We start from the raw sequence: 12,237 nt of genomic DNA, 5'->3' as shown, positions 1-12,237 counted from the left end.
CATTTAAAAAGGATTTACCCATGACCATCAACCTGAAAAACCGCAACTTCCTTAAACTGCTGGACTACACCCCGGCGGAAATTCAGTACCTGATCGACCTCGCCATCGAGCTGAAGGCGGCCAAAAAAGCCGGGCGCGAAAAGCAGACGCTGGTCGGAAAAAACATCGCCCTGATCTTTGAAAAAACCTCCACCCGCACCCGCTGCGCCTTCGAAGTGGGCGCGTTTGACCAGGGCGCGCAGGTCACCTACCTCGGCCCAAGCGGGTCGCAGATCGGTCACAAAGAGTCGATGAAAGACACCGCCCGCGTGCTGGGCCGCATGTATGACGGCATCGAGTACCGCGGCTACGGCCAGGCCATCGTCGAGGAGCTGGGCGAGTACGCGGGCGTGCCGGTGTGGAACGGCCTGACCGACGAGTTTCACCCAACGCAAATTCTGGCGGATCTGATGACCATGCTGGAGCACTCCCCGGGCAAAACCCTGCCGGAGCTGAGCTTTGCCTACCTGGGCGACGCGCGGAATAACATGGGCAACTCCCTGATGGTCGGCGCGGCCAAGATGGGGATGGATATCCGTCTTGTGGCGCCGAAATCCTTCTGGCCGGAAGCCGGGCTGGTTGAGCAGTGCCGCGCCATCGCCAAAGAGACGGGCGCGCGCATCACCCTCACCGACGACGTGGAAGAAGGCGTGCACGGCACCGATTTCCTCTACACCGACGTGTGGGTCTCCATGGGCGAACCGAAGGAGGCCTGGGCCGAGCGCGTCAGCCTGATGAAGCCGTATCAAATCAACGCGGACGTGATGAAGGCCACCGGCAACCCGAACGTCAAGTTCATGCACTGCCTGCCCGCGTTCCACAACGAGCACACCAAAGTGGGGCGCGAAATCGAGGTGGCGTACGGCCTGAAGGGGCTGGAAGTGACGGAAGAGGTCTTTGAATCACCGAACTCCATCGTCTTCGACGAAGCAGAAAACCGCATGCACACCATTAAGGCGGTCATGGTGGCGACACTCGGCGACTAATCACCGCCCGGCGCGCCGCGAGGTGCGCCGGGTTTCAGGAGAACATCATGGGCAAGTTCAAGTTTCCCTCCGCTTACACCATTCTCTTTTTTCTGATTGCCGTGGTGGCCGTGCTGACGTGGATTGTTCCGGCCGGGCAGTACCACATGGCGATGAACGAGGCGCTCGGCAAAGAGGTGCCGGTTGCCGGCACCTATGCGCACGTGGCATCGCACCCGCAGGGGCTGGTGTCGGTGCTGATGGCCCCGATAGCCGGGCTGTACGATCCGGAATCCGGCCAGGCCGGAGCGATCGACGTCGCGCTGTTTATTCTGATCATCGGGGGATTTCTCGGGATCGTCACCAAAACCGGAGCGATTGACGCCGGGATCGAGCGCGTCACCACTAAGCTGCGCGGGCGCGAAGAGTGGATGATCCCGATCCTGATGGCGCTGTTTGCCGCAGGCGGCACCATTTACGGCATGGCCGAAGAGTCGCTGCCCTTCTATACCTTACTGGTGCCGGTGATGCTGGCGGCGCGGTTCGATCCGGTGGTTGCCGCGTCCACCGTGCTGCTCGGGGCCGGGATCGGCACGCTCGGCTCTACTATAAACCCGTTCGCCACGGTGATCGCCGCCAACGCCGCCGGGATCCCCTTCACCAACGGGATCATGCTGCGCATCGCGCTGCTGGTCATCGGTTGGATCATCTGCGTGGCGTGGGTGATGCGTTATGCCCGCAAGGTGCGCAAAGATCCGTCGCTGTCGATCGTGGCGGATAAACAGGAAGAGAACCGCGCCCATTTTCTCGGCAACAAGGGCGAGCAGTCGCTGGAATTTACCCCGGTGCGCAAACTCATCCTGGCGATCTTCGCCCTCGCCTTCGCGGTGATGATCTACGGCGTGGCGGTGCGGGGCTGGTGGATGGCAGAGATCTCGGCGGTGTTCCTCGCCAGCGCCATTATCGTTGGGCTTATCGCCCGCATGAGCGAAGAGGAGCTGACGTCGACGTTTATCAACGGCGCGCGAGATTTGCTGGGCGTCGCGCTGATTATCGGCATCGCGCGCGGTATCGTAGTAATGATGGATAAGGGCATGATTACACACACCATTTTGCACAGCGCCGAGGGGATGGTTACCGGATTATCGACGGTGGCGTTCATTAACGTGATGTACTGGCTGGAGGTGGTGCTGTCGTTTCTTGTGCCTTCTTCGTCCGGCCTGGCCGTTCTGACGATGCCGATCATGGCACCCCTTGCCGATTTCGCTAACGTCAACCGCGACCTGGTGGTTACGGCTTACCAGTCGGCGTCCGGCCTCGTTAACCTTGTCACCCCCACCTCTGCCGTCGTGATGGGCGGGCTGGCTATCGCCCGCGTGCCCTACGTGCGCTATCTGAAATGGGTCGCGCCGCTGCTGGGGATTTTGACGGTGGTGATTATGGTGGCGTTAAGCCTGGGCGCGTTGTTGTGATTTGCCGGATGGCGCTGCGCTCATCCGGCCTACGGATCGGTGCGGTGCCACCGGTTATTTCGGGAACTGATATGGGAACTATGATGGATTACGAAGAGTACTCTCCCAAAGAGCAACTACAGCTAACGGTCTGCCAGCGTCTGATCGCGGAAAAGAGCTATCTCTCTCAGGAAGAGATCCGCCGCGACTTGCAGGAGCGGGGTTTTGAGACCATCAGCCAGTCCACCGTTTCACGTCTGCTCAAGCTGCTCGGCGTCATAAAAATTCGCAATGCCAAAGGGCTAAAGATTTATTCGCTGAATCCCCAGCTGCGCCCTGCCCCCGACGCCGCGCGCACCGTCTCCGAAATGGTGGTCAGCGTGGAGCACAATAGCGAATTTATCCTTATTCATACCGTCGCCGGATATGGCCGCGCGGTGGCGCGTATTCTGGATTATCACCAGTTACCGGAAATTTTAGGCGTGGTGGCGGGAAGCAGTATCGTCTGGGTCGCGCCCCGGGTGGTGAAGCGTACCGCGCTAGTGCATAAGCAAATTAATTATTTACTCAGAATGCATTAATATTCATAAAGAACCGTTTGCATTGAGTAAAGCGTGCATTAAATCGCTTGATCCCAAAAACGAGCTGCGTATAATGCCCGACAATTTGCCGGGAGGAAGCATGGTCAAGCGTGTACGACATAACGTCTTACCGCGTCTGAAATCAGACGCTGGCCTGCCGTTTTTCTTCCCGTTGCTAGACCTATTCCCAGAGCCCCTCATTTGAGGGGCTTTTTTTTGCCCGGCGTCAGGAGATAAACATGAATCCGCTTTATCAAAAACACATCATTTCCATAAACGACCTCAGCCGCGAAGAGCTGGAACTGGTTCTGGAAACCGCGGCAAAACTGAAGGCCAATCCGCAGCCGGAGCTGCTGAAGCACAAGGTGATCGCGAGCTGTTTCTTTGAAGCGTCGACGCGCACCCGCCTTTCCTTTGAAACCTCCATGCACCGCCTGGGCGCGAGCGTGGTGGGCTTCTCGGACAGCAGCAACACGTCGCTGGGCAAAAAAGGCGAAACCCTGGCGGATACCATTTCAGTGATCAGCACCTACGTGGACGCGATTGTGATGCGCCACCCGCAGGAGGGTGCGGCGCGCCTGGCAACCGAGTTTTCCGGCGGCATTCCGGTGCTGAACGCCGGTGACGGCGCCAACCAGCATCCGACGCAGACCCTGCTGGACCTGTTCACCATTCAGGAGACGCAGGGCACGCTTGAGAACCTGAACATCGCCATGGTCGGCGACCTGAAGTACGGTCGCACCGTCCACTCCCTGACCCAGGCGCTGGCGAAATTTAGCGGCAACCGCTTCTTCTTCATCGCCCCGGACGCGCTGGCGATGCCGCAGTACATCCTCGACATGCTGGACGAGAAAGGCATTGCGTGGAGCCTGCACGCCAGCATCGAAGAGGTGGTGGGCAACGTGGATATTCTCTATATGACCCGCGTGCAGAAAGAGCGTCTGGATCCGTCCGAATACGCCAACGTGAAGGCGCAGTTCGTACTGCGCGCCAGCGACCTCGACGGCGCGCGCGACAACATGAAGGTGCTGCACCCGCTGCCGCGCATCGATGAAATTGCCACCGACGTGGATAAAACGCCGCACGCCTGGTACTTCCAGCAGGCCGGGAACGGCATCTTCGCTCGCCAGGCGTTACTGGCACTGGTTCTGAATCGCGAATTAGCTCTGTAAGGGGAGACGACCATGACACACGATAACAAACTCCAGGTTGAAGCCATCAAGCGTGGCACCGTGATTGACCACATCCCTGCGCAGGTGGGCTTTAAGCTGCTGACGCTGTTCAAACTGACCGAAACCGACCAGCGCATCACCATCGGCCTGAACCTGCCGTCCGGCGAAATGGGCCGTAAAGATCTGATCAAAATCGAAAACACCTTCCTGACCGACGAGCAGGTCAACCAGCTGTCGCTGTACGCGCCGGACGCCACGGTTAACCGCATCGACGATTACGACGTGGTGGGCAAATCCCGCCCGAGCCTGCCGGAGCGTATCGAAAGCGTGCTGGTCTGCCCGAACAGCAATTGCATCAGCCACGCCGAGCCGGTCTCCTCCAGCTTTGCAGTGAAAAAGCGCGCCAATGACATCGCGCTCAAATGCAAATACTGCGAAAAAGAGTTTTCCCATTATGTGGTGCTGGCCAACTAATTGAGGTTGGTAATGAAATCCCGGCTGTTATAATGGCCGGGAACATTCTTAACGCTGTAATTCTGGAGAAAAAATGAGCAAAGTACTCGCGACGGAAAATGCACCAGCGGCCATTGGCCCATACGTTCAGGGCGTTGATCTGGGCAGCATGATCATCACCTCTGGCCAGATCCCGGTAAACCCGAAAACCGGTGAAGTACCGGCCGACGTGGCGGCGCAGGCGCGTCAGTCGCTGGAAAACGTGCAGGCTATCATTGAATCTGCGGGCCTGAAAGTGGGTGATATCGTCAAAACGACGGTGTTCGTGAAAGATCTGAACGACTTCGCCACCGTTAACGCCACGTACGAAGCGTTCTTCACCGAGCACAACGCCACCTTCCCGGCGCGCTCCTGCGTGGAAGTAGCGCGTCTGCCAAAAGACGTGAAAATTGAAATTGAAGCGATCGCCGTACGTCGCTAATTTATTTCAATAAATAAAAGGCAGCGCACGCTGCCTTTATTATTGCGACCATTTTTACTCTCTGTACGAAATGACATATTACTTGTCCGATTATTAGAATCCCCCCGCCTAGTAATATTCTCTTTTTATGGATGAGTAATGAAACTTTCAAAAATCGCACTTGCGCTCGCAACACTGACCGTTGCGTCTTCCGCATTTGCCCACGGATATATTGAATCTCCTGCCAGCCGCGCCTATATGTGTAAGCTGGGTCAAAATATTGATTGCGGCTCCGTACAGTATGAACCGCAGAGCGTAGAGAAAACCTCCGGCTTCCCGACCGGGGCAGAGCCAGCAGACGGACACCTCGCCAGCGCGGGTATCTCTCAATACTCTCAGCTGGATAAGCAGAGCCTGAATGCGTGGACTAAAAACCCAATGACCGCGGGCCCGCATGAATTTGTCTGGCACCATACTGCGCCGCACAAAACCACCAACTGGCGTTATTACATTACCAAACAAAACTGGGACCCAAATAAGCCGCTCACTCGCGATCAGTTTGAATTAACCCCGTTCTGTACAATTAACGGAAATAGCCAGGCGCCAGCCGTAACTAAATCCATGACCTGTAATGTTCCTGAGCGCACGGGCTATCAGGTCATTTACGGCGTATGGGAAATTGCAGATACCTCAAACAGCTTCTATCAGGCTATCGAAGTTGATTTCGGCAATGGCGGCAACGTGACCCCGGACGAAACGCCTGCGATCGTATCCGAGTGGAGCAAAACCCTGAGCGGCCAGATTGCCGGTAATAACCTGAACGTGGGCGATAAAGTTATCGCACGCTTCTTCGACGCCCACGGCGAAGTGACCGCCATGCGCACCGAGATGACCATCGGCTCTGCTGAGCAGGGCGACGCTAACCAGTGGTCCTACGATCTGGCGCAGAAGATCAACACCGCGCAGCACGACGTGCGCGTCGGCGTGAAGGATGAAGCCGGTGACATCAGCCCGGTTCACGGCGCTAACAGCGTCTTCGTGAAAGACGGCAGCACCTTACAGTCCGTTGCTATCTCTTATGAAGAGCAGAAAGCGCAGGTGAGCGAGAGCATCGCCGTTACCGATCTGCAATACAGCAAAATCGAACATGGCAACGCGACCGTGACCTTCCACGTGAATACGCAGGGCGACGTGAATTTTGAAGCACACGTGATGAACCACCACGGTGCGGAAAAAGGCTACCTGAAGCAGGACATGAACAATAGCAATCAGGACGTCACCATGACCCTGACCGACGTGACCGCCGGCCACCACATGCTGAAATACTACGCGACCAATAAAGACGGCACGATGTTCGCGCAGGACGTGCTGAACCTGATGCTGGAAAGCGATGCAGCCGCGGACAGCACCGGTCACCACGACTTTACCTTCCCGGACAATATCGCGTCTTACAAGGCAGGTACCGTGGTACTTCAGCCTAAAGACGGTAAGACCTACGAATGTAAGCCTTTCCCGTACAGCGGCTACTGCGTACAGTACAGCCCAACCGCAAACCAGTATGAGCCAGGCGTTGGCGCACACTGGAAAGAGGCATGGGTTCTGAAGAACTGAGTAGCCTTTACGCCCGGCGGCACTTCGTTTGCCGGGCCTACACGCCACCGGGCATGTGTGTTACTGATTCCGCGTGGCGCGTAGCAGCGTCTCCAGCGGATAGACCGCTGCAATCACCACTTCGTCCTGAATCTTCGCCGCGCTGTCCAGCTCGCTCTGGATCGAGGCGATCTCTTTGTCGTCCAGCGTCCCCTGACGCGCCACCAGATCCGTCAGCCTCAGGCCAATCGAGGCCAGCTTATCCACCTCCTGAATCACCGGTTTGATGGCCTTCAGCTGATAGCTGTTTTCGCTCAAGGCCAGCACGTCGCTGGTGTTGTTCTGCCAGCGGTTAAAGACGTGGCGCAGCGCCTCGGCGCTTTCCGTGTCTTCCGCGTCGCTGACCAGACGGTCGGCCCATTTATTCATCTGACGCACGGTAGCACTTTCAGCGTTTAGCGCGTCCGCGAGCCGGTTGAGCGGCTCGAACTGATGATAGTTTCCGGCCTGGAACTTGAGATGCTGGCGGGTGTAATACTGCGCCGGCTCGAGCGCTTGGGCGAGGATTTGCAACGGCAAGGTATCCGCATTATTTGCCAGCCGCGTGAACTGTACCTGCTGCTGGGTATGCTGCTGTAGCCCAACCGACACCGTGGACCAGCTGTCCATCGCCTGTAGCCGGGTATACATGTTGTCGACGTCGTTCACGTCCTTCGCCGACCACAGCCGCTCCGCCACCGCAAAGGCGCGCGGCCACAGGCGGATGTCCAGCACCGGCGCGACCACGTTTTCCGCCCACAGCGCGGCTTCACCGCCGAGCAGATTGGCCTCGTTCGCCGGGTCCGGCACCACGGGCGGTATGCCTTTTGGCACCTCGTCCAGACGCGTTCCGTCAATCGGGTAGCGGGCGTTGCCCACCAGGAAATAACCGCTGAGCTTATCGTTCGCAACTGAAACGACCGGGCGCGTTTCACCCATCCAGGTGTCAACGGTAAACGTCACCTGGTTGTCGCCTCGCCACTGAATGTTATTCACCGCCCGACGCGATTTCCCGGCAAAATCAATAAATCCGCGCCATCCGGCGTCGCCTTTCACCAGCGTAAAGCTGCCTTCCACCGGCTTGCCCTTCAGGCGCGGCATGGAGAAAGCCCAGCTCTGAGCGCTGTCAGTGTCCGCTATCACATCCACGCCATTGAGCCCCTGCGGCACGATTTCGTTGCGGTAGTGATAGGCGGTGGACTGGGGCTGGTCGAGGTAGAAGCCGGTTGAGAGAATGCCCTTATAGCCGTTCTGCGCTACCTGCCCCAGCGCGTCCTGCCCCTGCCAGGACTGGATCAGAATGCTTTTCGGCAGATCGGGATGGTAGATCTCATCCCAGCCGACCATCTGCCGGTGGTGCTTCTCGAGGATCGTCTCCAGCTTGCGGTTGAAATACGCCTGCAACGCGTGGCTGTCCGCCAGTTTGTTGTCGCGCATAAATCGCTGGATCGCCGCGTTCGCCTTCCACTGGCTGTCGTCCACTTCATCGCCGCCGATATGCAGATACGGATCGGGGAAGATCGCCGCCAGTTCGCTGACCATCGCGTCGGCAAAGGTGTAAGTCGCCTCTTTGGTGGGGTCCAGCACCGGCTTCAGCACGCCCCAGTGGCGCTCCATGGCGTACGGCCCCGGCGCGCTCATCAGTTCCGGATAGGCGACGGCAATCGCTGAGGCGTGGCCCGGCATATCGATCTCCGGCACCACGCGTATGCCGCGTTCGGCAGCGTAACGCACAATCTCGCGCATCTGCTCAGGGGTGTAGAACAGCCCGTCGCTGGCAAGCTGGGTTAATTTTGGATAACGCTTCGAGGTAAAGCGCCAGCCCTGATCGTCAGTCAGATGCCAGTGCAGAACGTTGAGCTTAGCCGCGGCCATACCGTCGATCTGGCGCTTGATATCGGGTAAGGGGATGAAATGGCGCGCCGAATCGAGCAGCAGCCCGCGCCACGGGAAGCGCGGCGAATCTTCGATGGTAACCCACGGAATCGAGGTGTTTTCGGCACCGTTCTGCATCAGCTGGAGCAAAGTTTCCATTGCGCGCAATGCGCCAAAGCGGGTGTTGGCGGAGATGTTCACGCCGTTGGCATCGACCTTCAGGGTATAGCTTTCATCGCTGTCCGGCAGCGGCTGCGGCTTCACCTTTTTAGCGATGGCGATGCGGATGGTCGGCTTGTCAGGTTTTTCGGCCTGCGGCTGTAGCGTCCAGCCGGTTTGCAGGGCAATGCGCTGGCGCAGGCGGTTGACCGCATTCCCCAGATCGTCGCCGCTGACGCTCACGGAGAGTTGATTGTTAAGCACCAGCGCGCCCTGCGTCGTCGGGCGTTCCACCTTCGCAGGCCAGGGCATCAGGGGAAGGTCGCCTGCCGGCGCGGCAAAAGCGGAGGCGCCGAGCATAAGCCCGGCGGTTAAGAGACTGTACCGTAACATGAATGTTCCTTATCTGACGGGCCAAATACAGGCAAAACATTCTGTTAACATGCGTACAAATTGTCGTCAAGCGAATGCGCCGACGGAGATCACAGGTTGTTGAATTTGGGAGGAAAGCCAGATGCCGGGTGGCGGCTTCGCCTTACCCGGCCTACGTCTGGATTGTGGCAAAATGAGCTTACTGCCACCCATATCGACGCGCATAGAATCCTTTCACCATCTGCGTCAGCACCATATAGCCCGCGAGGATCGCCACCAGCCACGGGAAGTAGCTCAGCGGCAGCGCCTGAAGTTGCAGGTAACCTGCAAGAGGCGAGAACGGCAGCGCGATCCCGAGCGCCATCACAATGCCCGTCATTACAATCAGCGGCCACGCGGCACGGCTCTGGATAAACGGAATGCGGCGGGTGCGGATCATGTGCACAATCAGCGTCTGGGACAGCAGCCCTACCACGAACCAGCCGGACTGGAACAGCGTCTGGTGTTCCGGCGTGTTGGCGTGGAACACAAACCACATCAGGCAGAAGGTCAGAATGTCGAAGATGGAGCTGATCGGCCCAAAGAACAGCATAAAGCGCCCCAGATCGGCGGGGTTCCAGCGCTGCGGCTTCTGGATCTGCTCGTCGTCCACGTTATCAAACGGGATCGCTACCTGAGAGACATCGTACATCAGGTTCTGGATCAGCAGGTGCAGCGGCAGCATCGGCAGGAACGGCAGAAACGCGCTCGCCACCAGCACGCTGAAGACGTTACCGAAGTTGGAGCTGGCGGTCATTTTGATGTACTTCAGCATGTTGGCGAAGGTGCGACGCCCTTCGATGACGCCCTCCTCAAGCACCATCAGGCTCTTTTCCAGCAGGATGATATCCGCCGCCTCGCGGGCAATATCCACCGCGCCGTCCACGGAGATGCCGATATCCGCCGCACGCAGGGCTGGCGCATCGTTGATGCCGTCGCCCATAAAGCCCACCACGTGCCCTTCACGACGCAGCAGCGTCACAATGCGCTCTTTGTGCATCGGCGTCAGGCGGGCAAACAGCGTGGTGCGCTGGGCAAGCTGCGCCAGTTCGTCGTCGGAGAGGTGCTCAATGTCGCTCCCCACCACCACGTCGCCCGCGTCCAGCCCCACCTCGGAGCACACTTTGGCCGCCACCAGCTCGCTGTCGCCGGTCAGGATTTTGACGGTAATACCGCTCGCCTTCAGCGCCTTCAGCGCGGGGGCGGTGGTCTCTTTCGGCGGATCGAGGAAGGCGATGTAACCTTCGAGGATCAGGTCGGATTCGTCGATACGCTGATAGTCACCCTCGCGCGCGGGCAGGAATTTGCTCGCCACCGCCACCACGCGCAGCCCCTGACGGTTCAGGCTATCGGTGACGCGCTTGATGCGGCGCAGCATGGTGTCGTCCAGCGGCACGATCTCTCCGTTATGGCGCACCTGCGTTGAAACGTTCAGGATCTCCTGCAACGCCCCCTTGCAGATCAGCTGATGCACGTCCGGCTGCTCGCTCACCACCACCGACATGCGGCGGCGCTCAAAGTCGAACGGGATTTCGTCCACCTTCTGCCAGCGCCCAGAGAGCATGCGGGCAGATTCTTCATCCACGCCTTCCAGCACCGCCACGTCGAGCAGGTTTTTCAGCCCGGTCTGGTAATGGCTGTTCAGCCACGCGCTGTACAGCACGCGCTCGCTGGTCTTCCCGGCAATATCGGTATGATTCTCCAGCACAATTTTGTCCTGGGTCAGGGTGCCGGTTTTATCGGTGCAGAGAATGTCCATCGCGCCAAAGTTCTGGATGGCGTCGAGGTGTTTGACGATCACCTTTTGTTTAGAGAGTTTGACCGCCCCGCGCGCCAGCGTGGAGGTAACGATCATCGGCAGCATTTCCGGCGTCAGGCCGACGGCCACGGAGAGCGCGAACAGCGCCGCTTCCCACCAGTCGCCTTTGGTGTAGCCGTTGATCAGCAGGACAATCGGCGTCATGACCATCATAAAGCGGATAAGCAGCATGCTGACGCGGCCAATGCCTTTCTGGAACGCATTCGGCTCGCTCTCCTGCTCGCTGACGCGCCCGGCCAGCTGCCCAAACCAGGTGTTACCGCCGGTGGCGGTGACAATTGCCTGCGCCGTGCCGCTGACCACCGTGGTGCCCATAAAGCACAGGGTGTCGCACTCGAGCGGGTTCATCTGCTGCGGGTCGCGGGTCCGCGCGACCTTCTCCACGGGCAGGGATTCACCGGTCAGTGAGGCCTGAGCGACGAACAGATCCCGCGCCTGGATGATGCGCAAATCCGCCGGGATCATGTCTCCCGCCGCCAGCTTCACCAGATCGCCCGGCACCAGCTGGTCAATGGGCAGCTCAACCCAGGCGTTTTCGCCGAGATCGTTAATCACGCGCGAGACGGTCGCGGTGTTGCTGACCATCGCCTTCAGGGCGTCTGCCGCTTTGGTGGAGCGCGCTTCCTGAATAAAGTTAAGCAGCGTGGAGATGCCCACCATCAGGGCGATCACGCCTGCGGCAAACAGATCTTCAGTGGCGTAAGAGATAATCCCGAGCACCGTCAGCAGCAGGTTGAACGGGTTGCGATAGCAGAGCCACAGGTGGACCCACCAGGGAGAGGGTTTCTGCGCCGGGATTTGGTTGTCGCCATGTTCCGCGCGGCTTTTTAACACTTCTTGCGCGTTCAGCCCTTCCGGGTGGCCGCCAAAGGCGCGCCAGACTTCGTTTTCATCCATCGCCGCCACGTTCAGGCAGCGCTCGGTCAGGGAAGCGGGAATCGCCGCTCCCGCCATGGTGTTGGCATTTGGCAGCGGATCGCGCGCAATCAGGCGGCGTGGCAGATGGCGGCTCAGCTGCGTAAACAGCTGCCGGGTGATATTTTTCAGCATAGTCATTCCCCCGCATCCGCAAAGGCGGACGCAGTCTTTCCCGCAGGCGTGGCAAAGCCTTACCTGTCAGGCACTTAATTTAACAAGCAGGAACGTATGAACGTTGCTGCCTCACGCCGGTGAGACAGCAAAAGGCTGGCTTACCGGAAAGAAGGTTTTCTCCTGGTCAGGAG

At 58.8% G+C, this 12,237-nt stretch carries 10 protein-coding genes and 1 pseudogene; 8 read left to right on the top strand and 3 right to left on the bottom strand.

Annotated elements, in window-relative coordinates; translation table 11 throughout:
• The first annotated feature begins 20 nt into the window (after positions 1-20).
• The 3 genes from argF (at position 21) to DBR02_RS13100 (ending at position 3,036) form a co-directional block, all read left to right on the top strand.
• On the top strand, positions 21-1,025 hold the full coding sequence (argF, locus tag DBR02_RS13110) for an ornithine carbamoyltransferase (RefSeq protein ID WP_107534550.1): 1,005 nt from the start codon (positions 21-23) through the stop codon (positions 1,023-1,025).
• 47 nt (positions 1,026-1,072) lie between these two features.
• Complete coding sequence (locus DBR02_RS13105; RefSeq protein ID WP_107534549.1) at positions 1,073-2,476, top strand: YfcC family protein; 1,404 nt, start codon at positions 1,073-1,075, stop codon at positions 2,474-2,476.
• Between the two features lie 80 nt (positions 2,477-2,556).
• Positions 2,557-3,036 (top strand): arginine repressor, encoded by a 480-nt coding sequence (locus tag DBR02_RS13100; protein WP_028015317.1) that lies wholly within the window; start codon positions 2,557-2,559, stop codon positions 3,034-3,036.
• A 3-nt stretch (positions 3,037-3,039) separates the two neighbouring features.
• Here DBR02_RS13100 and DBR02_RS13095 read toward each other — a convergent pair.
• A pseudogene (locus tag DBR02_RS13095) lies at positions 3,040-3,157 on the bottom strand (hypothetical protein).
• Here DBR02_RS13095 and DBR02_RS13090 point away from each other — a divergent pair.
• The 5 genes from DBR02_RS13090 to gbpA all read left to right on the top strand — a co-directional run bounded on the left by DBR02_RS13090 (position 3,137) and on the right by gbpA (position 6,732).
• Positions 3,137-3,241 carry a pyrBI operon leader peptide gene (locus tag DBR02_RS13090; protein WP_173937195.1) on the top strand — a complete coding sequence of 35 codons (105 nt, stop codon included), beginning with the start codon at positions 3,137-3,139 and terminating at the stop codon, positions 3,239-3,241. The pseudogene DBR02_RS13095 and the gene DBR02_RS13090 sit on opposite strands and share 21 nt — an antisense overlap.
• Before the next feature lie 34 nt (positions 3,242-3,275).
• Positions 3,276-4,208 (top strand): aspartate carbamoyltransferase, encoded by a 933-nt coding sequence (pyrB, locus tag DBR02_RS13085; protein ID WP_063867237.1) that lies wholly within the window; start codon positions 3,276-3,278, stop codon positions 4,206-4,208.
• Between the two features lie 12 nt (positions 4,209-4,220).
• Positions 4,221-4,682: an aspartate carbamoyltransferase regulatory subunit gene (gene pyrI, locus DBR02_RS13080; RefSeq protein ID WP_010427352.1), complete on the top strand. Its 462-nt coding sequence runs from the start codon at positions 4,221-4,223 to the stop codon at positions 4,680-4,682.
• Between the two features lie 73 nt (positions 4,683-4,755).
• Entirely contained in the window at positions 4,756-5,142 is a 387-nt protein-coding gene (gene ridA / locus DBR02_RS13075; RefSeq protein WP_107534547.1) for a 2-iminobutanoate/2-iminopropanoate deaminase, read from the top strand.
• 138 nt (positions 5,143-5,280) lie between these two features.
• The gene (gene gbpA, locus DBR02_RS13070; RefSeq protein WP_107534546.1) at positions 5,281-6,732 is read left to right on the top strand and encodes an N-acetylglucosamine-binding protein GbpA; all 1,452 of its coding nucleotides are present in this window, start codon (positions 5,281-5,283) and stop codon (positions 6,730-6,732) included.
• A 60-nt stretch (positions 6,733-6,792) separates the two neighbouring features.
• Here gbpA and DBR02_RS13065 read toward each other — a convergent pair whose 3' ends face one another.
• Both DBR02_RS13065 and mgtA read right to left on the bottom strand, forming a co-directional pair.
• Positions 6,793-9,177, bottom strand: coding sequence for a beta-N-acetylhexosaminidase (locus tag DBR02_RS13065; protein WP_107534545.1), 2,385 nt, complete (start codon positions 9,175-9,177; stop codon positions 6,793-6,795).
• Between the two features lie 178 nt (positions 9,178-9,355).
• Positions 9,356-12,064, bottom strand: a complete 2,709-nt coding sequence (gene mgtA, locus DBR02_RS13060; RefSeq protein WP_107534544.1) for a magnesium-translocating P-type ATPase — start codon at positions 12,062-12,064, stop codon at positions 9,356-9,358.
• Positions 12,065-12,237: the final 173 nt, after the last annotated feature.

This window comes from Enterobacter cloacae complex sp. (assembly GCF_900322725.1).
Lineage (GTDB): Bacteria > Pseudomonadota > Gammaproteobacteria > Enterobacterales > Enterobacteriaceae > Enterobacter > Enterobacter quasihormaechei.
Note: the sequence above shows the minus strand (reverse complement) of the source record. Positions and strands in the feature narration are given on the sequence as shown.

Coding starts and splice junctions, on each gene's coding strand:
- gbpA (WP_107534546.1), top strand. CDS start 5,281: ATGAAACTTTCAAAAATCGCACTTGCGCTCGCAACACTGACCGTTGCG.
- DBR02_RS13100 (WP_028015317.1), top strand. CDS start 2,557: ATGATGGATTACGAAGAGTACTCTCCCAAAGAGCAACTACAGCTAACG.
- ridA (WP_107534547.1), top strand. CDS start 4,756: ATGAGCAAAGTACTCGCGACGGAAAATGCACCAGCGGCCATTGGCCCA.
- DBR02_RS13065 (WP_107534545.1), bottom strand. CDS start 9,177: ATGTTACGGTACAGTCTCTTAACCGCCGGGCTTATGCTCGGCGCCTCC.
- pyrI (WP_010427352.1), top strand. CDS start 4,221: ATGACACACGATAACAAACTCCAGGTTGAAGCCATCAAGCGTGGCACC.
- pyrB (WP_063867237.1), top strand. CDS start 3,276: ATGAATCCGCTTTATCAAAAACACATCATTTCCATAAACGACCTCAGC.
- argF (WP_107534550.1), top strand. CDS start 21: ATGACCATCAACCTGAAAAACCGCAACTTCCTTAAACTGCTGGACTAC.
- DBR02_RS13105 (WP_107534549.1), top strand. CDS start 1,073: ATGGGCAAGTTCAAGTTTCCCTCCGCTTACACCATTCTCTTTTTTCTG.
- mgtA (WP_107534544.1), bottom strand. CDS start 12,064: ATGCTGAAAAATATCACCCGGCAGCTGTTTACGCAGCTGAGCCGCCAT.
- DBR02_RS13090 (WP_173937195.1), top strand. CDS start 3,137: ATGGTCAAGCGTGTACGACATAACGTCTTACCGCGTCTGAAATCAGAC.